This window comes from Rhodococcus sp. Leaf278, assembly GCF_001426085.1.
GTDB lineage: Bacteria > Actinomycetota > Actinomycetes > Mycobacteriales > Mycobacteriaceae > Rhodococcoides.
Genome location: NZ_LMRR01000041.1, coordinates 253,447 through 279,120 on the forward strand (window position 1 = coordinate 253,447; position 25,674 = coordinate 279,120).

General features: G+C 63.4%; 15 protein-coding genes and 1 pseudogene. 8 read left to right on the forward strand and 8 right to left on the reverse strand.

Translation table 11 applies throughout. The annotated features are described in order from the left end of the window. The first annotated feature begins 160 nt into the window (after positions 1-160). Entirely contained in the window at positions 161-1,156 is a 996-nt protein-coding gene (locus ASG84_RS21695) for a fumarylacetoacetate hydrolase family protein (RefSeq protein ID WP_057479038.1), read from the forward strand. A gap of 18 nt (positions 1,157-1,174) precedes the next feature. On the opposite strand, the gene ASG84_RS21700 is transcribed toward ASG84_RS21695, so the two are convergent. From ASG84_RS21700 to ASG84_RS21710, 3 genes are all read right to left on the reverse strand, one after another. Further along, entirely contained in the window at positions 1,175-2,356 is a 1,182-nt protein-coding gene (locus ASG84_RS21700) for a PucR family transcriptional regulator (protein ID WP_057479039.1), read from the reverse strand. Between the two features lie 101 nt (positions 2,357-2,457). After that, positions 2,458-4,011, reverse strand: a complete 1,554-nt coding sequence (locus ASG84_RS21705) for a class I adenylate-forming enzyme family protein (protein ID WP_057479040.1) — start codon at positions 4,009-4,011, stop codon at positions 2,458-2,460. Positions 4,012-4,016: 5 nt separating this feature from the next. Beyond that, a complete protein-coding gene (locus tag ASG84_RS21710) occupies positions 4,017-5,249 on the reverse strand; it encodes a thiolase family protein (protein WP_082521135.1) in 1,233 nt (410 codons plus the stop codon). A gap of 389 nt (positions 5,250-5,638) precedes the next feature. On the opposite strand from ASG84_RS21710, the gene ASG84_RS21720 reads away from it, so the two are divergent. The 3 genes from ASG84_RS21720 (at position 5,639) to ASG84_RS27635 (ending at position 7,676) form a co-directional block, all read left to right on the forward strand. Continuing rightward, a complete protein-coding gene (locus ASG84_RS21720; RefSeq protein ID WP_057479042.1) occupies positions 5,639-6,691 on the forward strand; it encodes an alpha/beta fold hydrolase in 1,053 nt (350 codons plus the stop codon). Positions 6,692-6,762: 71 nt separating this feature from the next. Further along, positions 6,763-7,389, forward strand: coding sequence for a nuclear transport factor 2 family protein (locus ASG84_RS21725; protein ID WP_057479043.1), 627 nt, complete (start codon positions 6,763-6,765; stop codon positions 7,387-7,389). Between the two features lie 125 nt (positions 7,390-7,514). Continuing rightward, positions 7,515-7,676: a hypothetical protein gene (locus ASG84_RS27635; RefSeq protein WP_156399653.1), complete on the forward strand. Its 162-nt coding sequence runs from the start codon at positions 7,515-7,517 to the stop codon at positions 7,674-7,676. Between the two features lie 10 nt (positions 7,677-7,686). On the opposite strand, the gene ASG84_RS21730 is transcribed toward ASG84_RS27635, so the two are convergent. Together ASG84_RS21730 and ASG84_RS21735 are read right to left on the reverse strand one after the other, a co-directional pair. Next, positions 7,687-8,565 (reverse strand): cyclopropane mycolic acid synthase family methyltransferase, encoded by an 879-nt coding sequence (locus ASG84_RS21730; protein ID WP_057479044.1) that lies wholly within the window; start codon positions 8,563-8,565, stop codon positions 7,687-7,689. Continuing rightward, positions 8,565-18,422 carry a non-ribosomal peptide synthetase gene (locus tag ASG84_RS21735; protein ID WP_082521136.1) on the reverse strand — a complete coding sequence of 3,286 codons (9,858 nt, stop codon included), beginning with the start codon at positions 18,420-18,422 and terminating at the stop codon, positions 8,565-8,567. Before ASG84_RS21735 ends, ASG84_RS21730 begins: the two co-directional genes overlap by 1 nt. A gap of 196 nt (positions 18,423-18,618) precedes the next feature. Between ASG84_RS21735 and ASG84_RS21740 the strand changes: the two genes are divergently transcribed. The 4 genes from ASG84_RS21740 to ASG84_RS28570 all read left to right on the forward strand — a co-directional run bounded on the left by ASG84_RS21740 (position 18,619) and on the right by ASG84_RS28570 (position 22,855). Next, on the forward strand, positions 18,619-20,394 hold the full coding sequence (locus ASG84_RS21740) for a DUF4012 domain-containing protein (RefSeq protein ID WP_057479045.1): 1,776 nt from the start codon (positions 18,619-18,621) through the stop codon (positions 20,392-20,394). Between the two features lie 254 nt (positions 20,395-20,648). Further along, positions 20,649-20,852, forward strand: a complete 204-nt coding sequence (locus ASG84_RS21745) for a hypothetical protein (RefSeq protein WP_156399654.1) — start codon at positions 20,649-20,651, stop codon at positions 20,850-20,852. A 1-nt stretch (position 20,853) separates the two neighbouring features. Next, positions 20,854-22,281, forward strand: coding sequence for an O-antigen ligase family protein (locus tag ASG84_RS21750; protein ID WP_057479047.1), 1,428 nt, complete (start codon positions 20,854-20,856; stop codon positions 22,279-22,281). Positions 22,282-22,729: 448 nt separating this feature from the next. Next, complete coding sequence (locus tag ASG84_RS28570; protein ID WP_268793500.1) at positions 22,730-22,855, forward strand: hypothetical protein; 126 nt, start codon at positions 22,730-22,732, stop codon at positions 22,853-22,855. An 87-nt stretch (positions 22,856-22,942) separates the two neighbouring features. On the opposite strand, the gene ASG84_RS21755 is transcribed toward ASG84_RS28570, so the two are convergent. The 3 genes and pseudogenes from ASG84_RS21755 to ASG84_RS27645 all read right to left on the reverse strand — a co-directional run. Then, positions 22,943-24,565 (reverse strand): polysaccharide biosynthesis tyrosine autokinase, encoded by a 1,623-nt coding sequence (locus tag ASG84_RS21755; RefSeq protein WP_057479048.1) that lies wholly within the window; start codon positions 24,563-24,565, stop codon positions 22,943-22,945. Positions 24,566-24,905: 340 nt separating this feature from the next. Then, on the reverse strand, positions 24,906-25,184 hold a 279-nt coding region (locus ASG84_RS27640), incomplete at its 5' end, for a dTDP-4-dehydrorhamnose 3,5-epimerase family protein (protein WP_162248367.1). Between the two features lies 1 nt (position 25,185). Further along, positions 25,186-25,590: pseudogene (locus ASG84_RS27645) on the reverse strand (dTDP-4-dehydrorhamnose 3,5-epimerase family protein); the annotation flags it as partial. Positions 25,591-25,674: the final 84 nt, after the last annotated feature.

A 25,674-nucleotide genomic window follows, 5' to 3' on the forward strand; every position in this document is an offset into this window, starting at 1 on the left:
AGCGCACGTCTCCACAGCTCTGTCCCGTCGGACGAACAGGATCGCTTCGCATTGGGCGTGCGAACAGTGACACAGCGCAACCAGTGGTGTCGAATTCAGTACAGGCCGCGGCGACGAAACCCTTGCTGCGTCCTGCACTCCGAGGAAGGGATACGAACCGATGTTGCTGGTGACGTTCAGTGACGGCAGAGAGACCCGATTGGGAGCTGTGTCAGGAGACTTCGTCGTCGACCTCGCCCGCGCGAACGACGTCTTCGAGCCCACTGCGGTCCTGCCCGAAATGCGTTCGATGACAGCATTTTTCGAGAGTGGACCACGTGGCTTGGAGGCTGGTCGACGTCTGGTCGACTCTGCTGCGGCCGAAGGGCCCGAGGCAAACACACGGCAGCTGCAACCCGTGACCACAAGAATCGCGGACGTACGCCTGCTGTCTCCCGTGCCACGACCGCGCCGAGTACGCGATTATCTGACCCACATCGATCATTACACAGGCTCGTTCGGCCGGGATGCACCGCCACCTCTGCTCCAGTTTCCATTGAGCTACAACTGCAATCACGAAGCCATCTACGGACCCGAGGACACCATCCCCTGGCCCGCCTACAGTGATCAACTCGATTTCGAGCTCGAACTGGGATTCTTCGTTTCCAAAGGCGGACGGAACATTTCGAGCAAGAACGCGGCGTCACACATTGCTGGCATCTCGATCTTCAACGACGTGAGCGCTCGCGATATTCAGGTCTTCGAGATGGGTGCTCAGATCGGACCCGCTAAAGGTAAGAACTTCGCCAACGTGATCGGACCCGCCGTCCTCACCTTCGACGAAGTGAACGTCGACGAACTCGACGTGACAGCGAGAGTCAACGGCGAGGTGTGGGCCACCGGGGTCGCCGGTGCGGCCAGCTACTCTTTCGAGGAGGTCCTGGCGTGGTCGAGTTACTGCGAGGATGTCGTTCCCGGCGAATTCATCGCTACCGGCACCGTCGGCGGAGGGTGCGGACTCGAATTGGGCCGCTGGATCAACCAGGGAGATACCGTCGAATTGGAAGCCGAGGGTATCGGTGTCCTACGTAATCGAATCGGTGAACGAGAAATCGTCCCGGCCGATGCTGGATTGCCGACGTACGAGCTGTATCCGCCACGATTCGGATCGGCGTAGGTACCGAACTGCCGGTGCTCAGCGTTCGGGCGCGGACGGCATCGACGTTGCCGCTGCGACTTCCAATGCCCACGCCAGTTCGACGATGGTGTCCGTGGACTCCAATGAGACCGAGGTGAGTTCCTCGAATTTGCGGAGTCGGTATCGCAACGTGTTCTTGTGCACGAACATGGCGTCTGCGGCTGCTGGGATGTTGCGGTCGCTGGCCAGGTAGTACCGCACCGACTGCAAGAGCTGTTCCCCGAATTCACCGCGGTCCTCGAGAGGAGCGATGTATCGCTCGTGTAGGAGGCCCGATATTTCGACGTCACCGAGAGCGGTGATTCGCCAACTCAGGTCCGGCATCTCGAGCACGCCGGCTCGACCCAGCCGGACCGCAGCGTCGAGCACCCTGCTGGCCGTCGCGAACGACTGCGCGATGTGCGGCAGCGGCAACGGCGCACCGACGGCCACGACCGCGTCCTTGACGGCATGGGGCACCGCGGGAAGAAGACCGATGGCGTCACCGCGAAACGGGGAAACGACCGCGATACCGCCCGATCCGGCACCCTGATGTTGTAGGTCTCGGCAGATCGTCGACAGAGTTCCGGTACCTGCAGCGCGAGCACGAACAGCGTAGAAGGACCCGGCTGGATCCAGCCCACGCGTTTCGCACGCTCGTGTCATTTCGGCCATGTTGCCGGTGCCGAACAGCAGTCCTTGCAGGAGATCGGCTTTGGCTTGGTCGTCGAGTAGCGCCGATTCCACTGACAGCCGCTGATACTCCAATGCCACGCAGGTCATGAATGCATCACTCAACGACCACAACAGTCGCGACGACCGCAGGGCTTCTCGGGGGTCGATGTCCGCTTCCATGGCCAGTTCGATGAAGCGGTCGTTGATGACGGCGAGACTCGACCTGTAGGTCCGCATCATGTCCTCGACCGGTATGCCCTGTGCAATTCGGCGCCGCACGACCGTCTCGGCAAGTTCGGTGAGTCGGTGCCGCGACGGGAGTTGGTTCGCCTGCAAGGTTTCCACCGCGTCGGTGACGTTCCTGCCGATCGCCTCCGCCAACTCGGATGCGGACAGCGCGTCGTACGTCCCCAGTTCGCGAACCTGCCCGACAGTTCGCCGAATCACCTCCGGCACGTCCGAAGCCAGGCGGGCGAGCACAACCACCTGCTTCGACTCACCGTCCTGGACGCCTGGCTGGTTCATTCCGATCCTCCACTTCGGCGCGGCCGATCTTCCTGACCCGTTGTATTCCTGAACAATAGGACGTGGTGATTCGCCGGCGGAGCGCACACGCGCCACGGTAGTCAGATAGCCCGCCCGGAGTCTGCCCAGAATTGTGCCCGTACATCCTTTTTGAGGACTTTCCCGTTCACGCTTCGGGGGAGACTGTCCACGAAGAACACCCGCTTCGGAGTGCGTACGCCGCCGAGCTTCTGTCGGCAGAGCGCGATCAATTCCTCGGCGTCGACAGTGTGATTCGGCTTGAGTTCGACGACGGCGGTGACGCGTTCGCCCCAGTCGTCGTCGGGGGCACCGACCACTGCGCAGTCCTCGACCGAGGGATGGGTCCAGATGACTTGTTCGACCTCGTTGGGGTAGACGTTGAACCCTCCGGTGATGATCAGATCCTTCCTGCGATCGGTCAGGTGGAGATAACCCGTCTCGTCGAGGTGTCCCAAATCGCCGGTGTGCAGCCACCCGTCGACAATCGCTTCCGCGGTCTTCTCCGGGTCTTTGTAGTAACCCTTCATCACCAGATCACCCCGTACGCAGATCTCCCCCGTAGTTCCGGGAGCAACCGGCAGATCGGTGATGGGATCCACCACCCGTAACGAGACCAACGGATACGGCCGCCCGCACGACGACAGCCGGTCGTCGGGCGCGAGCTCACCGCCCACGAGATGTTCGGAGGGACGAAGGAAAGCGATCCCCGCGGGAGCCTCCACCTGCCCGTACAGCTGGAGGAACACCGAACCGAGCCGGTTCACCCCGGCCCGAAGCTTGTCCACGGACATCGGCGCGGCACCGTAGAGCAGGTACCGCAGAGACGAGGTGTCGGCGTCGCGGTGTTCGAGGACATCGAGTAGCCGATAGACGACGGTGGGAGGGAGAAACAGGTCCGTGACACCGAACTCGGAAATTGCGTCCAGTATCAGATCGGGAGCTGCACGTTCGATGATCGCAACTGTGCCTCCGCGTGCTGTCGTCTGCAACGTCAGCAAACCGGCCGTGTGGGTCATCGGAGCCGCGACGAGGTTGACGATAGGTTCGCCGTCGTCGTACGACAGTGCGAGCATCTGATGCACCACCATCACCGAAAGACTGCGATGAGTGTTCATCACTCCCTTGGGGAACCCGGTGGTCCCACCCGTCGGCATCAGGGCCACAACGTCGTTCAGGTTGTACACGACATCGACCGGGGTGTCCGGGGCGTCACCGATCCAGCTGTTCGACACAGCCGTGTCAGTGGACGTGTCCAAGGCGAATGCCCGGACGCGAGGATAAGCGGCCTCGATCGCTGCGACGTCGTCCGCGAGAGAGGTGTCGTAGAGGATGAGCTCGACGTCGAATCGTTCGATCAGAGCGGCGTTGTCGGCTGCGGGGCTGCCGGGGTTCAGCGGTACCCAGGCGGCCCCGGAGCGCCAGATTCCCAGTACACAGATCCAGGCCAACGGTGCGTTCGGCGACAGCACCGCAACAGGGGTCTCCTTCGTGATGCCCTCTCTGAGCAGAGCATGCGCGATGCGGCACGACATACGACCGGCGTCGTCGTACGTCCATGCTTCGTCAACGGTGCGGTACGCAACAGCGGTCGGTGCCGAAGCCCAGCCCTTGTCGAAGAAGTCGATCACTGCCATGGTTGCTAGCGCCTTCCCAGAATGATGATCGATGTCACTGCTTCTTCACCTCGGTGGAAGCCACCGCCGTTCTCGGCCAATGCAATTCGTGCTCGGTCGACCTGTCGACTACCGGACTCACCGCGCAACTGCTCGGTCAGCTCGAAGATTTGGCCCAATCCACTGGCCCCGATTGGGTGACCTTTGGATTCGAGACCACCCGAGGTGTTGACCGGTATTCGGCCGCCCAGCGTCGTGTCTCCGCGTTCGGCCGCCGCTCCGCCCTCTCCGGGAGGAACCAGCCCCAACATTTCGGTCTGCAGCACCTCGGCGAATGCGGTGGCATCGTGCACTTCGGCGACGTCGATGTCCGACGGCGCGAGTCCGGCTCGCTCGTACGCTTCCGCGGAGACCACCTGGCTGATATGGCCGTCGAATGTGGTGGTGTCTCGATCGGTGCCGGTACCGATCACCGATGCGAGCACTTCGACCGGCCGTTCACTGCCCAGTCTGCGCAGACCCTCGTCACTGCACACGATGACCGCGGCAGCGCCGTCGGTAACCGGTGCGCACATCGGAACCGTCAATGGATACGACAGCTTGCGCGCCGCCAACACCTGCTCGACCGACATGGCCTTGCGATAGTGGGCACGTACGTTGTCGATCGCGTGCACGTGGTTCTTCGCGGACACGGCAGCGATCTGCGCTGAGGTAGTTCCGTACAGCCGCATGTGCTGGCGCGCCATCGCGGCATAGATATCCATGAAGATCGATCTGGTTCCGACGTCGGAATCGTCTACCTCGCCGCCCAACCGACGCAGTGTCTCGTCGAGTAGCTCTGGTTTCGACTTGTCGTATCCCGAATCGAACAGCGCCATCGTCCTCGCAGCATCGCCGATGTGCATCTTCTCGGTGCCCACAGCCAATGCCACATCGGCATCCCCGGCACGGATGAAGGTCACCGCGAGGTTGAACGCAGATGATCCTGTTGCACAGGCATTTTCGACATTATGAATCGGTATTCGTTGAATGCCCATCTCGCGGAGCGCGATCTCACCCGAAATCATCCCCTGGTCGTGCAGAATACTGTTCGTGGTGGAGGCGAAGAAGGCCACATCGATGGTCTGCGGGCCCGTCCCCGGTCCGGTATCCGCCAAGGCGTCGCGCACAGCCCATTGGGCAAGTTCGTAATTGGTCTTGTCACGATGAATTCCGAACGGGGTCATGCCCACGCCCACAATCCACACTCGTCTTGCCACGCCGCTACCTACTTTCCGTCGATGCCGCACATCGCCGACCAGAGATGAACCGTCATCGAGAAGGATGATCGAACGTGCACCGGCTGGCTACGTCTTGTGCACCAACAGAATCGATGCGGTTTCGTATTCGGCGACAACTGCTGACGACATCGCGCTCCAGCAACTGCACGGCGCGCAGCACATCCGAGCTGGGTCCGAGAACCGGTTGTACCGGGATCCACCCAGAGGGGCGACGCGTTGTACCGCGCCACAGTGACACGGGCCACACCGGCGGGGAAGTATTGCAAGTGCCCACCCACACGACGCCCGTCGATGTGGATGCGGCCACCCAAGCCCCGTGCCGTTCGTAGCACGGGCATTGTGAACTTCGGAAGGGAGCGCCTCGCGCCATGGATCTTCTCCCCGGTGTGCGGTCGGCGACAGTAACCACCTCGCGGCTGCACATGCACTATCTCGAATCAGGGCCCTCGGATGGGGAACTGGTCGTACTCGTACACGGCAACCTGTCCACCGGGCGGTTCTACGAGCACGTGATGACCGAACTGCCCTCGCGCTACCGCGTGATCGCACCCGACATGCGGGGCTTCGGGCAGACCGAGCATGCTCCGCTCGACGCGACGCGTGGCCTGTCCGACTGGGCGGACGATCTCGTGGCCTTGCTCGATGCCCTCGGCGTCGACCACCCACCGCATCTCGTGGGGTGGTCCACCGGGGGCGGTGCCATCGCGCGATTCGTGATCGAAGGCCACACTGCTGCGTCGCTGACGTTGATCGACCCCGTTGCTCCCTACGGATTCGGCGGCGCGAACCCCGACGGAACACCGTGGTACGACGATTACGCCGGAAGCGGTGCCGGCATGGTCAATCCGACATTCCTCGAACATCTCGCCGCCGGAGACCGATCCACCGACAGCCCCTTCTCGCCGCGCAACGTCATGGCACCCACGTTCTGGGGAGGCGATCCTCTCGCCCCGTCGGAACAGTCGACGACGCTCTTCGAGGAATCGATGACCACCTGGATCGACGAGAACAATTTTCCCGGCGACGTCGAATCCTCGACCAACTGGCCGGGGTATGCACCTGGAACTCGCGGAATCCTCAACGCCCTGTCACCCAAATATCTGCATTGGAACGAGATCGTCGAGCTCGAGAACAAGCCTCCGATCATGTGGACCCACGGCGCACTGGACGCCGTGGTCTCGGACAACTCGACGTGGGATGCCGCGGTGCTCGGCGCGGCCGGTCTGGTGGCGGATTGGCCCGGGCCGGACGTCTGCCCCGCACAACCGATGGTCACTCAGATCCGAACTGTGCTCGACGAGTACGAGACTCGCGGCGGAACAGTTGTCCACAACTGGATCGACGGGGCGCATCATCTGCCGATCATCGGGGCCAAGGACGAGTGGCTCACCGCATTCACCGCGTTTCTCGCACAACGCTGACTGTCCACAATCACTGAACCACAACACATCACGACGACTATCACTTCGTGAATCGACAAGGAGTCAACACAATGTCCGATATCGAAACCAGACTCGCGACCCTCGAACGCGACCTCGACGATCTGCGCAGTCGCGAAGCCATCCGGGAGATTCTGCACCGTTACTGCCGCGGTGTCGATCGCCTGGACGCCGAGATCATGAAGTCGTGCTATCACGACGACGCCTATGACACCCACTGGTTCGGCAACGGACCGGCGCAGTCGTTCTCGGACTGGGTCATTGCCGAGGTTCTCCCGCACGCGCACACCACAGTTCACTCCATCACGAACGAACTCATCGAGATCGATGGTGACCGCGCGTTCGTCGAGAGCCACGTACACGTGCTTCACGAAATGGCAGTACCCGGCCAGAACCCTGACAAGCCCTACCTCCATCAGCTGGTCGAATGCCGTTACGTCGACATCTTCGAGCGGCGGGACGGAGTGTGGAAAATTTTCTACCGGCACGTGGTCGCCGACAACACCGTCGAATTCGAGGTTCCCGTGTACCCCGTGCAGCTCCCCGAGGAGGCGGTGGGCAAGCGTGACAAGACCGACCCCGTCTACACAGGATTCGACGTGCTGAAACTCAGGCCGGCGGACATCCGGGTGAACTTCTTCGCGCCGTTCGTCGAGCGGAATACAGCCGCAGCCGAATAGCCACCAGGCTCCTCGACGGCTCGGTCCCCACGCTCTGCACGCCGGGAGTGGGGACCGAGTTGCGTCCGAAAAGTGTGTGGACAATTCGCACCCATCCACCCCACACTCCGGGACGAATACGAGTCATGATGTGGATACTCGCTATCGCTTCCGTGTGGTTGTTGATCGGGGCTGTCACCGCAGTATGCATCGTTCTCGGCCTTCGGCGTGTCGATGCCGAGCAAGCCGCAGCCGAGTTGGCGCGCGGTCTCACTGTCGCCGCACCACCGGGGCAGATAGCCGCATAATCGAGCGGTGTCACGGTGCACGTGTGTCTCCGGCTTCGAGGGTGAACTGCACGACGTCGATGCGTGAACTCTTGAATCGATCCGACGAGCCGGTGAGGTATTGAACGTACTTGTCGTACGTTGCCTCCGAGGACACGGCAATGGCCTCGTCCCGGGACGCGATCAACTTCTCGGCCCACGTGTCGAGTGTCCTCGCGTAGTGCAGCCTCAAAGGGTGCTCCCGCAGCAACTCGAAGCCCGCCTCGGCCGCCTTGGACTTCACCACCTTGACGAGCGTCAACTGTCCGCCGGGAAAGATGTCACGCAGGATGAAGCGCGAGAAGTGTGCATCCTCGCGCGTCAATCCGCCCCCACCCGAGGCAGGATCGGGCGGCGTGATGACGATGGTGTGCAACAACATTCGACCACCCGGCTGCAATACCGAGCGGCACTTGGCGAAGAACGCCGAATATCGGTTCCGCCGGAAGTGCTCGAACGCGCCGATACTGACGATCCGGTCGACGGGCTCGTCGAATTCTTCCCACCCCTGCAACCGGATGTCGACGGTGCGGTCGGTCGACAGTCCGGCGACAACGGTGCGGCCGTGCTCGTACTGGTTGCGGCTCAACGTCAGACCGATGACGTTGATGTCGTACTTCTCCACTGCCCGCTTGGCGAGAGCGCCCCAGCCGCAACCGATATCGAGCAGCGTCATCCCCGGCTTCAGGTCGAGCTTGCCGAGCGCAAGGTCGATCTTGGCAGTCTGAGCTTCCTCCAGCGTCATGTCATCACGCTCGAAGTACGCGCAGCTGTACGTCATACTCGGATCGAGGAACAGAGCGAAGAACTCGTCCGACAGGTCGTAGTGCGCTCGCACGTCATCGACGTACGGCTCCAATTGTTCGCTCATCACGCCACACCTTTCCCCACCGCATCGGTTCCGATCACTCGGCCTAGTGCACGGGCGCCCTGCTCGCCCAGCATGTCTTCGTGTTCCGCATCCACCCGGTGAACCGAAATCCGGCCGTCCACGAGGTCGGTCCAGTGCTCGGCACCATGCGAGCCGCGAGCGGCGAAGTAGTGCACGGGCCCCGCGAACACCGTCGGCGTGTACGACGCCACCCAGGTGGGAGCCATCACAACGGGTCGATACATTCGCTGCAGGTGATCCACCGTGAGAAACGCCAGCTCGCTTCTGTTCTCGCGCAATCGATCCACGACTGTCTCGAAGGAGTCACCGTCGACCCCGAGCTGACGGGCGAGATCCTCGATGCCGAACTCCGTCGCGCCTTCCGGTGCAGCGAGCCGCGCGTCGACGAGCGCGAGCAGCGCGACGTCCTCACCTTCGGACTGCAAATGCGTCGCAACGGCATGCGCGATCACGCCGCCGAGCGACCACCCGACCAGGTGATACGGACCGTGCGCCTGAACACGTCGGATCTCACGCACGTACCGCTCGGCGAACTCCTCGATCGAGGCCGGCGACGCTTCACCATCGTTGATGCCCGGTACCTGCAGCCCGTACAGCGGCCGATCGGTCTCCCCGAGCAGCGAGAAATAACTCCAGGCGATTCCAATGGCCGGGTGCACACAGAACAGCGGCGCACCCACACCCTCGGTTCGGAGCGGAAGCACCACATCGAAGACCCTGTCGACGCCATCCACGCCGGTGTCGAGTTGCGTTGCCAGAGCGGAGATCGTCGGATGCACCAGGAGCAGGCTGATGGGAAGCCGACGGTCCAGCCGGTCCCCCAGCGCATCCATCACCTGCACCGCCGAGAGGGAGTGCCCGCCGAGATCGAAGAAGTTGTCGTCCACCCCGATGTCCTCGCCGGCCACCTGCAGTACCTCGGAGAACACGGCGTGCACCAACACTTCGTTCGCGGAAACCGGGGCCCGGCGTTCGGTAGACATCACCGAGGGCTCCGGCAGCGCGCTCACATCTACCTTGCCGGACAACGTCATCGGCAGTGCATCGACGACGGTCACGGTACTGGGCACCAGGTACGCGGGCAGCGTCCTGGCCAGGAAGTCACGAGCCTCCCGCGGTTCGACGCCACCCACCACATAGGCGGCCAGGGAATCTCCATGACCGATCACGCTGGCCTGAAGCACATCCCGGTGACGCAGCAGCGCCGCTTCCACCTCGGACAGCTCGACGCGATGGCCGCGAACCTTGACCTGTGAATCGACTCGACCCAGATATTCGAGTTCGCGATTGCTGCCCTGAACGACGTTGCCCCGAACGACCCAGCGCACAAGATCACCGGTTCGGTAGAGCCGACCGCTCCCGAAGGGATTGGCCACGAAACTGCTTGCCGTCGTTCCGCTCTGCCCCACATATCCTTCGGCAAGGCCGGCCCCGCCCAGGTACAGCTCCCCGACGACGTTGTTTCCCACCGGGCGTAGCCGGGCATCGAGGACCACCGTGTCGAATCCGCGGGTCGGTCCGCCGATGGTCACCGGTGCCACCGACTGGCCCCGCTCACGCTGATCGGTGGTGCAGGTGCTCATGACGGTCCCCTCGGTGGGGCCGTAGGCGTTGAAGACCGAACGATGACGTGACCATCGCTGCAGCAGAAGAGAATTAGCGGCTTCACCCGCCATGACAACCACCCGAAGTGACGGCACGGCGTCGGCGTCGGTCACCTGCAGCACGGTCGGCGTCAGGCATGCGTGGGTCACCTGGTGTTGCTCAATGAGCGCTTCGAGCTCACGCCCGCCGTGCACCTCAGCCGGCACGATCACCACACTGGCTCCCGCACCGACGGCCATCAGTGTCTCGAAGATCGACGCATCGAAACTCGGGGAGGCGAACTGGAGCACCCGCGAACCCGGCTCCACACCGAACAGATCTCGTTGGCTCTGAACCAGATTCGCGATACCGCGGTGCGTCACTCGCACACCCTTGGGCACCCCGGTGGAACCGGAGGTATAGACGACGTAGGCCACGCTGTCCAGCTGTACTGCGGAAACATCGACCCGGTCGAGCTCGTCGCCGGTGACACTCACCCAGTCACTACCGACCGAATGGAAGTCGGGAGCCGAGATTCCCGTGACCGGGGCTGCACGATCGAGAATCTCCTGCACTCGGGCGACAGGTTGAGAGGGGTCGATGGACAGAAAGCCGGCACCGGTCTTGGCCACGGCCCAGATCGCGACGAGGTACTCGACGGATCGAGGATAGGCAATCGCCACCAGAGTGCCGGGACGGGCACCTGCGCGTATCAGGCTGTCTGCCAGTGCATTCGACTGCCGGTCCACCTCGCGGTAGGTCAACGATCGTGACCCGTCGATCACCGCGGTATTGTCCGGCCAGCGTGTCACTGCCTGCTCGAACACTGCCGCCAGTGTGCATTCGGTCGCGCTGCCGTGTTGGGACGCCACGGCCGACGGCGCATGCCCGAAGTCCGCGCTGCCGAGCCTGGTCTCCGGCTGCAACCCGACCATGGTCAGAACCTCGGCCAGTCGCTCGGCGAGTCCCAGAATCACCGATCGCGAGAACCGTGCGGGTGAGTATCCGAGATGGCCGATCAATCCGGCCTCGGACTCGTCGACCAGAACTTCGAGGTCGAACTGTGTGGCCGTGATGTCCACGCGCCGCGGGGTGATCGACGTCGACTCCAGTTCGATTGCCGGAGTTGCCGTATCACCGAAGGCGAGGAGCACCTGGAACAGCGGATGGGTATCGACGGCGCGAGTGGGCGCCGCCGCGTCCACCACCCACTCGAACGGGACGTCCGAGTTCGCGAAGGCGTCGAGATCCCGGTCGCGGACCGCGGTTACGAACTCCTCGAACGTCGACGCAGGATCGACCTCCGTCCTGAGCACCACGGTACCGACGAACATGCCGACGAGGTGGTCGAGAGCGGGGTCGGATCTACCCGCCACCGGCGTCCCGATCGCGATGTCCTGGGTGCCGCTGGCTTCGGCGAGTACAGCGGCGAGCGCTGCGTGGACGACGACGAACACCGTTGCACCCACGCGATGCGCAAGTGACCGCAGCCGCGTCAGGGTGTCCGCATCGACGGAGAACTCGACGGCGGTGTCGGCCACGAGATCAGGAGTCCCGGTCGGCAGGTCGAGGAACTCCGGCACGCCAGCCAGGGTGTGTCGCCAGAATTCGAGCTGATCCGACGCCACGGCGTCGAGAACACCCCGCTGCCACACCCGGTAATCCGAGTAGTCGACGGCAAGAGAGTCGAATTCCGGTGCAGAGCCCGAGATCCGGGCCAGCAGCGCGATCTCGACGTCTCGGGCGAGGGGACGAAGCGAAAGACCATCGATCGCGATGTGGTGCGCAACGACAGACAGCACCCGCTCGCCGCCTCGTTCCACCAAGCCCAGTCGTAGCGGTGCTTCGAGGGTCAGATCGAAACCGTGCAGGGCCGAATCGCTCAGCCCGGCATGAGCGTCGTCCATCGTCGACAGCACGATCTGCGGGTCGAGAACAACGGTGACGGGACCGTCCGCGGTCGACGGGTACATCGTGCGCAGCGGCGTATGCCGTTCCAGCACATCCGCTATCGCGGCCCGGACCACATCGAGATCCAGGTCTGACGGAAGCGGCACCTCGAAGGCGATGTTATACGCGGCCGATGCCGGGTCGTATCGATTCTGCAACCAGATTCGCCGCTCGGCCGGGGCCAGGCCGGGGTACGACCGCGCGTCGGGATCATGAATCAGAACCGGAAGCGGGGTGTAGTTCTCGGACAGCAGCGCGATCGCGGACGCGAGCTGCTCCGCGGTGGGTGACTCGAAGATGGTCCGGACCGGCACCTGGGTACCGAGTGCCGCACTGATGCGGGTTGCGGCACGCGTCGCGAGGAGAGAATCCCCGCCGAGCACGAAGAAATTGGCGTCGACGGCCGGATTGTCGATGCCCAGCAGGTCGGCGAAGATTCCGAGCACCACCTCTTGCGCCAAGGTGCGTGCTTCCGCCGAATCCCTGCCGGGCAGCGTCTCCGAATACAAGACGGCGAGATCGACTTTGCCGTTACCGGTCAGCGGAATACCGTCGATCCGGGTTATCACGGCCGGCTGCATCGACAACGGCAACCGGTCCAGTAGCCACTGGGCCGCGTCGTGGCCGTCGAGACCCACCACCCATGCGTGAATTCTGTTCTCACGCATCGCTACTACTGCCCCACTGACGTCGGGATGCGCCGTCAGGGTGCTCTCGATCTCCCCCAGTTCGATGCGCACGCCGTTGATCTGGACCTGATCGTCCCGGCGTCCGCGGTAGTCGAGCAGGCCCGAGAGTTGCTGCCGGACGAGGTCACCGGTCCGGTACATCCGGGTGCCGCCGGGTGCCGCCACGAAGCGTACAGCGGTCGACGCCGGATCTGCGTGGTAGCCGCGAGCCACGCCTGAGCCCGCGAGGTACAGCTCCCCGACGCCCCCGAGCGGCACCGAGTGCAACCGGTCGTCGAGCACGAGCGCTCCCACATGGGCCAACGGCCGACCGATGGTGACCGGCTCACCGGCTCGAAGCGACTCGGCCAGCGTGGCCACGACCGTCGCCTCACTGGGCCCGTAGGCGTTGAGCATCGACCGCCCGGCCGACCAGTCGTCGACGACACCGGCACCCAACACGTCACCGCCGACAGCGACGGTCTCGATCCCCGGGGTCGGCGGCACGGTGGCGAGCACCGCGGGCGTGGACAGGTAGTGCGTGACGCGATGCGCGGTCAGGAAAGCCGACATCTCGTCGCCGCCGAGAAGCTCCGGCGGTGCGATCACCATGGTTGCCCCGGCCCCGAAAGCCAGCACGAGCTCGAGCACCGCGGCGTCGAAGTTCACCGAGTAGCCATGCAGCACGCGCGAATTCGATGTCACGCCGTAACGGGGAACGACCTGCTGCGCGAGTGCATACACACCCTGATGCGTCACTACGACAGGCTTGGGTGTTCCCGTGGAACCCGACGTGTGGATCACGTAAGCGGGGTGCTCGGGCTGCAGCACTGCCACGCGGTCCGCGTCGGACAGGGGTAGGTCGCTGAGGTTCTGAGCCTCGGCCTCGTCGAGCCACTGCACCGACTCTTCGACGCCACCGAACCCGATCTCGATGTCCTTCAGCATCTGTTCCCGACGAACCGCGGGGTAGCGCGGGTCGACGGGGACGAACGCGCCGCCCGCCTTCACCACGGCCCACAGCGCAACGATGTACGCGGCCGAGCGTTCGAGGGACAGAGCGACCAGCGTTTCCGGCTCGACGCCGTGTGCGATGAGCAGTCGCGCAATCCGGTTCGAGCGAGAATCGAGCTCGGCGTACGTCACCGATTCCAGGCCGTCGATCGCGACGGTCTCACCGGAATCCCAGTCCACCACGTCGAGTAGCGTTCCGTCGGAAGTCGAGGCCGGCAGTGCCGGCGTCTCGGCAAGGGCCAGATCGCCGACGACAACGGTCGGATTGGCAACGGCCGCATTCAGGATGGATAGAACCACCGAGGCGAACTGTTCGACGGTGGATTGCTTGTACAGGTCCAGCGCGTACTCGATCTGGCCCGTCAAGGCCGCCGAATCGTGCTGACCCTCGAGCACCAGGGTGAGGTCGAATTCCGAGGTGCGGGTGGGGATCTCCAGCACCGAGACGGGCAGGTCCTCGACGGATCGGTGCGGCGCATTGTCGAATGCCAGCATCACCTGGAACAGCGGATGCCGGTCGAGGGATCGATCGGTGGCCACGGCGTCGACGATGCGCTCGAACGGGACGTCGGAATGCGAGAAGGCATCGAGGTCTGCGGCACGCACTGCATCGAGCAGGGACGCGAAGCTCCCCGACGGGTCCACCGTTACCGCGAGTGGCAAAGTTCCGACGAACATGCCGACCATCTCGTCGAGTGCTTCGTGACCTCGCCCTGCGGTCGGAGACCCGACCACCACCCGGTTGGATGTTCCGAACCGACTCAGGGCGGCGGCCACGGCGGCATGGACAACCATGAATGTGGTCGAGTTGGTCGAGCGGGCCAGCTCACGAATACCCGCGTGCAGAGTCGACGAGATCTCGAAGGGAACCGCGTCCGTCATCATCGATTGCACTGCCGGCCTGGGGAAGTCCGCCGGTAGCTCCGCCGATGCGATATCGACATCACCGAGAATCGAAGCCCAGAACGAGAGTTGTTCGTCGGCAACCGAATCCACCATCGACCGGTTCCACACCGCGTACTGGCCGTACTGCGCGCGCAGGCGTGGCCAGGTGGGCGCGTGACCTGCTCCACGAGAAGCGTGGGCGAACGCGAAGTCGCGTACGAGTGGGTCGACCGACCAGCCGTCCATCGCGATGTGGTGAACCACCACCACCACGACGGTGTAGCCGGATTCTCGCACGCTCAGAAGTGTTGCGCGGATGGGAACTTCGGCCGACACATCGAACCCCTCGGCCGCGACCGCAGCTACGGCAGCGTCCAGATCACGCTCGGACACCGTGCGCTCAGGGACCTCGACCAGGACGGTATCGGTGGGCCGCACCACCTGCCGCGGACCGTCGTCGTCGGCCGGGTAGTACGTACGTAGGGCTTCGTGGCGCTCGATGACGTCGCTCAGAGCCGTCAGAACCATCGGTGCATCGTCGCCGGCTCGCACTCGCACTGCTACCGGCATGTTGTACGCAGGCGATGCGGGATCGAACTGGTTGAGGAACCACAGCCGCTGCTGCGCGTACGACAGCGGGATACGTTCGGGCACAACGGTATCGAGCAGCTCGAGTGATATCTCGGAAGCAGCGGACGAGTCGATGGCCGCCGCGACTGCGCGGACCGTGGGGTCGGCGAACAGTACGGTCAGCGAAATCGAGGAACCGAGGCGTGCAAGGACTCGCGTGGCGCTGAGCGAATCACCGCCGAGCTCGAAGAACGAGTGCTCACGCCCCACCTTCTCGACACCGAGGACGTCGGCGAAGGCAGTCGCTACGGCATGTTCCGTATCGGTCTGCGGCGCAACGTATTCGGTCGTGACGAGTGCGACGGGGGCCGGCAGTGCACGACGGTCGACCTTGCCGCTCGCCGTGATGGGCAGTGCATCCAGCACGACGACGGTGCTGGGAACCATCCAGGCGGGCAGCCGACTGCGGAGATGACTGTCCAGGTCCGCCGAACCTCCGGTGACGTAGAGGACGAGTCGATTGTCGCGCACAACAGCCGCAGCGGCGGTCACTCCCGTGCACGTCGTTGCCGCGGACTCCACTTCGCCGAGTTCGAGACGACGACCGTGCAGTTGGATCTGCTGATCACTGCGGCCCAGGTACTCCATCGTGGAACCGTCGAACGAACGGCGGACGATGTCTCCCGTGCGGTACAACCGAGCTCCGGGCACCCCCGGGTCTGCAACGAACCTCGTCGATGTCACGCCCGGCTGCCCGCTGTATCCGCGGGCGAGTCCGTCGCCGCCGAGATAGAGCTCGCCGACGCCTCCGCCCGGAGTGGGCCGCAGGTGCGCGTCGAGCACCAGCCCGCGGACACCCGGCAGCGGTGCGCCGATGGTCACCCGTTCGGCCGCGCGCATCGCGTCGGACAGCGTCGCCAACACTGTCGCCTCGGTCGGACCGTAGGCGTTGTGCATCGCCGCATCGGCAGCAACGAACCTGTCGCGCAACGCAGGAGGGCACTCCTCGCCGCCGACGTCGAAGACCTCGACGGAGCCGAGGTCGTGAGGGTCGAGAGTGGCCAGCACCGTCGGCGAGGTGATCAGATGCGTGATCTTCTCGCGGTCCAGTACGTGGGCCAGGGCGGGACCGGCATACACGTCGGCCGGGGCGATCACCAGGGTGGCACCCGCAGCGAACGCGGCGAGGATCTCCTGGATGGACGCGTCGAAGACCGGCGAGGCCGCGTGCAGCACGCGAGAATCGGGGGCGACGGCATACTTTTCGACGACGTTGGCAGCGAGTTGCGCGAGTCCGCGGTGAGTGACGCTGACGGCCTTGGGTTTACCGGTCGATCCCGAGGTATGGATGACGTAGGCCTCGTTGTCGACGTGCACGGCCGGCGCAACGAAGACACGCGGGTCGGCGTCGAGCAGATCTTCTATGTCGAACCACTGAGTCGAATCCGGAAGTTGTTCCAGCGCAGCCCCGGTGGCGATCCCGAATTCGACGTCCGCGTCGGCGATCACGGCAGCCAGTCGCTCGGCGGGCTCGGTGGGGTCGAGGGGAACGAACGATGCGCCCGAGAGCGAGACTGCCCACGACGCCAGCACCGATTCGTAGGAGCGTTCGATGGCGACGGCGATACGCTGCTCCGGACCTGCACCCAGAGAAACAAGTTGCGCAGCAATATGTTCTGCGACCCTGGTGAAGTCGTCGCTGGATTGGTCGACCCCGGTGGCACGGACAACAGCGCCGGCCGTCAGCAGCGAGGGCAGCAGCGCAGGGGTTGCGGTCGCCGTTGCAGATACGCCGAGTAGCGCTGCCCTCTCGTCGACACCGAGCACCTCGAGCTCGGACACGGCGAGGCCCTCGGGGGCATGAACCACCTCACCGACGAGCGCGAGGAAGCGTCGATGGTGGGCTGCGAGCTCATCGGTGCTGTAGAGCGCCGGGTTCCCGAGGAAGTCGACGCGAGTACTGGTGCCAGCGACCCCGGGGTAGACGTTGACCATCATGTCGTCGATCGGTCCGCTGGAGAGCACGCGGTATTCGCCGATCACGTCGCCGAGCCGAATTGTGCTGTTGTACATCATGATGTTGACCGTGGGACCGAACACTCCGCGTCCCGCGGCGGCACTACCGGTGCCGTCGCCGGTGGCCCGCTGCATGTCCTCGACGCGGAACCGCTGATGACGTAGTGCGCCGGTGAGTTCCACCTGAATCCGGCGAAGGAGTTCTTCGACGGTGACTCCCGGTTCGACACCGATGCGCAACGGCACGACGTTGGACATCATGCCGGACGATTCGCGCAGTTTGGTGGTCGCTCGGCCCGACACTGGCAAGCTGAGCATAACGTCTTCGGTGTCGGTCATGCGCGCGAGGTAGAGCGCGAACGTGGCGAGCACGACGGGAACGTCGGAGGAGTTGTACCGATGTGCCACTGCTGCAACGGCTTCGGTGAGTTCCTCGTCCAGCACAGCACCGACACTCACCGTCACTCCGCTGGGAGCGGCAGGTGCACTGGGGCTACCGGCCAGCCTGGGGGCCTCGAGGTGGCCGTCGAGTCGACCGAGCCAGTACTGGCGGTCGGTCTCGTAGCGGGAGGAGCTGGGGTAGGCGGCCTCGTAGTCGTAGATTTCCCGCACTCCGATAGCGCGGGTCTTCGGGATCTCGGTGCCCTCGATCAAGGCGGTGTACACCGCAGCGGTGCGCTCCTGCACCGAGATTGCGCCGAGTCCGTCCATCACGATGTGGTGCGCGCGGCTGTACCAGTAGTAGTGACTCGGGCCCACCTGGATGATCTCGGAGGCGATGAGTTGATCGCGCACCAGATCCACCGGCTGCCGGTACTGCTCGTCCATGTACCGCTGGGCGTCCTCGATGGGATGGTCGCGGTCGGTGAAGTCGCGGTAGATCATGGCGTACGGCACCCGGAGGTCCGACCATTGGTACGGATGGCCGTCCTCCACGCCGATCCGTACTGCAGGCGATTCGAGCCGTCTGCAGGCGATGTCGGTCGCACGAATCAGCAGGGCCGGATCGATGTCGCCGCGGATCTCGACGTACTGCGCGATCGTGAACGGCACATCCGGTGCCAGCTGCTGAGCGAGGTAGATATTCATCTGAGCAGCCGACAGCGGGAAGCGGCCATCCTCGAACCGCTCACCCGACTCTGGCGACACTCCCCGACCTCCTCAACGCACTCGGCTTCGATTCGGCCGGCGCGCCGCTCATCGACGTCGATCTTTCATCGCCCATTACAAACTAGTCGACCGGGTGTGAATGCTCTACCTGGATCGAACGACAGGTACGCCAGATCGGCCACTCCCCTTTAGGCTGTGCACTCGAATACATTCCTCGACCGAGAGGCCACCGACGATGGCAACCACTTCCACCGATTCCCGCGGTCGGAAATCGGGTAGAAAGCGGCCGATTCTCATCACGGTGGGGGTATTTCTGGTCATTGTCATTGCTTTTGTGGTGTGGCTTGGTTACGAGTCCTATTCCGCGCAGTCGAGTTTGACCGCCACTCGCGACTCGGCCACTCAGGCCAAGGACGCGTTGCTCGACGGCGATTCGGCCGGAGCCGAGGCAGCAGCGGCGCGCGCCTCCGAATCTGCGGACGATGCGGTCTCGGCGACGACGTCCATCCCGTTTTCCATCGCGAAGGCCGTTCCTTATCTCGGTAGTCCCCTGAAATCGGTGGCGCAGATCAGCGATGTGGTGCAGGGACTGGCTGTGGACGTGCTTGCCCCCGCGTCGGCCGCGGGTGCCAGCCTGAATCCGAGCAGTCTCGTCGAGGGCGGTGGCAAGGTGGACACCGCGGCCCTGCGCGATGCGCAACCGGTACTGCAGCAGACCTCGGCAGCGGCCGACGAGCTGAGCGAGCAGGCCCAGCAGGTGGACGAGCCCGCCTTCCTCGGCGTGGTGGACGAGGCCCGCACGTCGTTGATCGATCAGACGCACGAACTCGCAAATTTGCTCACCAACACCCGTATCGCCAGTGAACTGCTGCCGTCGATGCTCGGCGACAACGGCCCGCGCAGTTACTTTCTCGCGTTCCAGACCAACGCGGAGGCTCGGGGCACCGGTGGGTTGCTCGGTGGCTACGGCATCATTCGGGCAGAGAACGGCACTGCCCGCGTCGATACTCTCGGTGCAAACAACGAACTCGAATTCGCAGAACAGCCCATCGATCTGGGGCCCGAATACAACGCTCTGTGGGCTCCGCGGAACACCACCACCGACTTCCGCAACTCGAATGCGAGCCCGCACTTTCCGTACGCCGGCCAGATCTGGTCGTCCATGTGGACAGAGCAGACCGGTGAGGTGCTCAACGGCGCCATTGCTACCGATCCGATTGCGTTGAGCTACATCCTCGGTGCCACCGGCCCGGTCGCGTTGGCCGACGGCGAGCAGATCACGGCCGACAACGTCGTCGAGATCACGCTCAGCACGGCGTATGCCAGATTCGGCGACGACCAGTTGGCCCGTAAGGCGTATCTGCAGGAGATTGCCGCGGCCGTGGTGCAAAAGATGACCACGGGCGCGGCACCCACCAGGCCTCTGCTCGACGCGGTGGGCCGCGCCGGCAGTGAGGGTCGCATCTCGATATGGAGCGCCGACCCGGCCGAGCAGGCAATTCTGGCCGGCACCAAAGTAGGTCACGTGTTGCCGGACAGTCCGGCCCCGTACGCCAACGTGGTGGTCAACAACGCCGGCGGCAACAAGCTCGATTACTACCTCACCCGCGACATCACGTACTCGGCTGAATCCTGCACAGCCGGTACCCGCAAGTCGACGGTGACGGCCACGCTCACCAACAACGTGGATCCGAACGGCCTGACGCCCTACGTGGCAAGCACATTCCAGCCGACGGCGGAGTACGGCACCAATGAGTCGATCGTGTACCTGTACGGCACTCAGGGCGCGAAGATCACGTCCATGAAGGTCAACGGCATCACGGGATTCTCCATTCAGGCCGGCACCGAATTGGGCCGGCCGGTGCAGGCTGCGTACCTCACCATTCCGCCGGGCAAGTCGCAGACGGTGACGTGGGAACTCGAGGAGCCTTCGGCTCCGGGTGAGGCGACAGTGCCCGTGCAGCCCTTGGTGGATGAGCCGACGGTGAGCATCGACGTTCCGCAGTGCTGATCGCACCGTAACTCGCCCACCACTCTCGCCGGTCCGAATACCGGACCGGCGAGAGTGGTGGTCGGAGTAATTCAATCGAATGAACTTTCCAGTGACCTCAGGTCTGGTGACGGTCGAAGAAAGCGCACGCATATCTCGCGTTATGCGCCCCGATTCAGACCGGCCGTTACTGCATAAATTAGTCGTCATTCAGACAGATGACCCAATTTCGTTCGAGTAGCAAGCCAACCGTCCGGTCCGGCACAATGCTCGGCATGCGTCCGCTGGCAATACTCTCCGGGGCGGTTGCCATCGTCGCCGTCGTACTCGCGACCATCGCCAGCCGTGCATTCGGCGACGTCGAGACAGCCACCTCCGTTCTGACTTTCGCGTTCGCGGCGGCTGTGATCTGTGGCGGCTGCATCTATGCCGACAAGAGGCAACCGCACTTGAGCTACACCGACGATCGGGATCACTGACATGAGCATCCGCGACCAAGCTCGAATCAACGGATGGCGGCACTACGCACTATCCGGATTAATTACCCTCGGCGCGACCGTCGCAGCGTTCGCGATGCTGACGCCCGATAGCCTGAACTACCCGCTGGCGCTGATCTACCTACTCGCGATGATCGCATTCGCCAACCTTCGGTTCGAGATCGTCATGTCGACCATCGTCCTCGCGGCGATGTGGACAGGCTTCCAGCTCCCGGTGGCTGGAATCAACACGCGCCTCGACACGCTGCTGATGCCGGCGGGGATACTTTCGGCACTGCTGAACGGGTACACCCCGCAGATCAAGAGCGCACTTCGAGAGCACGTCGTTCTGTTGCTCATCGCATTCATCGGCCTCAACGCGGTGAGTAGCGTCTTGTTCGCTGCCGATCCGGGCCAGAGTTTGCGGATCGCTATTTGGTACGCGTCGAACCTCGTGATCTTGTTGCTCGCTCTGGCCTGCTGGGCGAACAGTCGACAGCGGCTGTACCGCCTGCTGTTCATCGGCGCTGTCGTCAACGTCTTCGCGGGCCTGTTCGGCTGGTTCAACATCTCGTCCGGCGGAACGTGGGGCGGTTACACAGACGGCATCTACGGTGCGCGCACCAGCGGCATTGCGTTCGAAGCGAACATCCTCGCGGGCATCTGCGCCCTATGGCTACTGATCGCAATCACCTCCCATAAAAAGATGCATTGGTTCGTATGGGTGACGATCCTCGTGGGCGCGGGCGTCACCATCATGACCAACACCCGCGCCGCTGTGATCGCAGTCGTCGTCGGGGTTCTGCTGTACTTCGCGTTCCGAGGCCGCAAGACACTACGGGTCGTCCCAGTGGTTGTCGCGGTGGGAATCGGTGCATACGCAGTGAAGCTGTTCGACCCCGAGACGTACGAACAGATCGTCGGGAAGCTGGCGAACGTCCAGTTCAACAACGACACTGCCGTCTACCGCTACAACGTATGGGACATCGCATCGAGCGAACCGCAGGGCTGGTCGCTCCTGTTCGGAATGGGCACCAACTCGTACGGACAGCGCCACCTCGACCCAACCGACCTCACCAACACCAAGGCCGCGTACATCGGCAATCTGCCGTTACAGACGTACTACGACGTCGGCATCGTCGGAGTGGCCATCCTCGCTGTCGCAGTGTTCCTGGTGTGGAGGCGAGGCACCCGCCACTCGCGTCAACGACGCCTCGCCATCCTTACCGGATTCCTGATCATCTCGACCGCGTGCAGCCCGTTCTTCTTCGCCTACTTCTGGCTGATGATCGCGCTCAGCCTGGCGAAGGATTCGCCTCTAGCTGACAGCCCCCTTGAAGTACAGGCAGCCCGACGAGTTCCCGATGCCGACCGCACGGGTCCCCGGAGCGGAGAACGCACCAGCAGTGGAGTCGGCCACGTACGTCGGTGACACCTCCGTGAATGCTCGGCGCGAACCGGAGCTGAGTACCGGCGAGCAATTCCTCGGTGAGGATGCGGCCCGTCTTTCCTACTGGAATCGGGTCGATCGCGACTCCTGCGAACATCGAGGCAGGGTGGTTGGTTGCCATTACCTGCACTCCCCCCCCGACGAACTTGACCGCCGAGCTGCGGGGAGGCGCACTAACCCACCCACGGCGTCGGACGCACCACGTGTGTGATCAATTCGGGGGGCGGCGATGCCCGCGCGGTCGAGCACAGCTTGCACCGCAGCATCGAGCGCTGCCTTCTCGATGCCCGAAACGGGCGCATAACGTGTGTCGAGTGTCCCTCGGAGGAGCTCATGCCGCATGAAATCCTCTGTAGCAGAATATCTTTCACGCATAGAAGCCGTGTAGCTTCGGGTTCCCAGACAGCAAGCCACAACCCTGGAGTTACACATGGCCAAGAAGAAGATCGACCCCAGCATGAGCGACAGGCTCACTGCAGCTATTCAGCTACTGGCCGTAGTCGTCTCGGTAGCACAGCTTCCCAACGTCTCGACGCCACTACTACTGGGGCGATGACCCTCGCGGGGATTGTCATCGGCGCAAGCGGAAGGCCGAAGCCCAACTCCCTACGTTCGGAGTGAGTGGGCTTCGGCCGTCTAACAACTACTTCCGCAGTCGGGGGTTCTCCAAGCCGTTTCTGGGCGGAGTCTCCGAACGACGGGGTCGAGCGTAAGACTCGGTTTCCTGGGGTGCCTCGGCGGTACGCGGCCCTGCAGCAGGCGATGCAGACGCAGACCGAGGGGAAGGCTGCGGCGACGGCGGCGCATGCACCGGTGCGGGAGTGGGTGGGGCCACGGGCGACAACGAGGCCGCGGGTGCCTGAGGTGCCGGCGCAGGCACCGGCGGTGTCACCTGCTTGGGCAGGTTGGTATCGGCGGCGTAGTTGTACGAGTAGCTGTACATGTCACCCTTCTTCGAGGGCGTCAATGCCAGCACCACACCCAGAACGTGCGCGCCGATCGTGTCCAGATTGCCGATGGACCTGGACAGTTCGTTGCTCTTCGTATGTCCGTAGCGGGTCACCAGAAGGGCGCCGTCTGCGTGGGTGGTCAGCACGGCCGAGTCGGTCACCGGCAACAGTGGAGCTCCGTCGACGATCACGTAGTCGAACTTCGAGCGCAGTTCCACCAGCATGGCTCGAGAGGCTTCCGAACCCAGCAGCTCGGACGGGTTCGGCGGAATCGGGCCGGACGCCATGGCTTGCAGACCTTCGTACTTGGTCGGCTGCAATACCTCGTCGACCTTCGCCTGTCCGGCAAGCACGGTGCTAACACCCACCGAACCGATAAGGCCCATGTACTTCGAGATGCGCGGACGCCGCAGATCGCCTTCGACGAGAACGACGTGGTGGCCGGCTTCGGCGAGCGAGATCGCGAGATTCAGCGCAGTGGTCGTCTTTCCCTCACTCGGAATCGCACTGGTGACGACGATGACGCGCGGTGGATGATCGACTTCGAGGAATTGCAGGTTGGTGCGGAGCTCACGGAATGCCTCGGCGCTGGCCGACTGCGTGAGGTCCTGGAAGTCGACAGCCGGATGCACCTTACGTTCCTTGTCGAACGGAATCGTGCCGACGAGCGCCTTACCGGAGATCGCTTCGATCTCCCGACGACCCTTGATGGTGTTGTCGAGGCGGTCGCGCAGAACCGCTAGCGCGATTCCTAGCAGCAGGCCCACGGCCGCACCCAGTGCGAGATTGCGCGTGGTCTTCGGACTGACCGGAGTGGACGACGCCTCGGCCTGCTGGAAGGTTTTGACACCTGCTGCGGGGTCCCCGCCATTGGCCGGTGTCTCCAGTTCCCGGACCTGCTCGGTCAGTTCGGTGGCCAAAGCATTGGCGATGTCACGAGCCCGTTCAGGCGACGGATCTGTCACCGTCAAATTGAACAGAACGGTGTCGGGAGTCGATGATGCCGTCACCTTCGACGCTAATTGAGACGAGCTCATTCCCCCGAGTGGCAGGACATTCAAGACACGAGCCGCCAGGGCCTCGCTGGTTGCCAACTCCGAGTACGAAGCCACGAGCTGCTGTGAGGTCAGGTTGCCCTGGTAAGTCTCACTCACCGATGCACCACCAGAGGTGGAAACGAACATCCTTGCGCTCGACTCGTAGAGCGGAGTCGTCAACAAAGACGCGCCCAGGGCTCCCAAAATCGCAACGATCACGGTGACGGCGATGATGATCCACCTCGCCTTCAGGATTCGCAGATAATCCTGTATCTCCATGCTTCGTGCTCCTTGTTCGTTTCGTATCAGTCGTAGCGTCTCACCGCGTGGCTCAATCGTTACATAGCTGGATGCTTTCCGTGCACTGGATGAGCCCAGGCCTAACGCGATTCAATTCATTCGTTCGATATACGGGCTCAATTAAGTCAATTGCCGGTTGTGATGTGTCACCAATGCGACCGAGCCCAATTCATGAGCGGGAGCTCCGCCGTTAGGCATGGTTTTTCCACTATGGACACGCTCACATATGAAGCGACGATAAACAAAGACCAGTCGCCCACGTCACCTCTGGTAATAACTGACACCCGCTGATCCCGAGCTGCTGTCAGCTATGGACAAACTACTGAAGTAATGGGAGGTTGTCTGCTGCGTAGGCCTCGGCGAGGGTGGGGGCTGCTGTGTCCTTGTCGGAGAGCTCGTAGGTCAGAGGCGATCCGTCGCGTCCGGTGGTGGGCCAGTCGATGCCCAGGGCGGGGTCGAGGGGGTTGATGTCGCGGTCCAGTGCCGGGGTGTATTCCAGCGAGCACAGGTACATGACGGTGGAGTTGTCTTCCAGCGACAGGATGGCGTGGCCGAGTCCTTCGGAGAGGAACACTGCTTTGCGGTCGATGTCATCGATNCGAGCACAGGTACATGACGGTGGAGTTGTCTTCCAGCGACAGGATGGCGTGGCCGAGTCCTTCGGAGAGGAACACTGCTTTGCGGTCGATGTCATCGATCAGCACGCTGTCCCATTGCCCGAACGTCGGGGATCCGACACGCAGGTCGACGATGACGTCGAGGAACGCTCCGCGGGCGCAGGTGACGTATTTCGCCTGCCCGGGCGGGTTGGTGGTGAAGTGGATCCCGCGCAGCACTCCGGCGGCGGAGACCGAGCAGTTCGCCTGCTTCAACTCCAACWCCCGSCCGGTGGTCTCCTCGAASAGGCTCGCTTTGAACCATTCGAAGAACACGCCGCGGTCGTCGCCGAACTGGCGTGGGGTGTATTCGTAGGCACCGGCGATGCTCAACTCACGAAAGGTCATCGGTTCCCTCGGTCGATCAGATCCAACAGGTAGGTGCCGTAACCGGATTTGACGAGCGTCTCGGCCCGCACGCGGAGTTCGTCG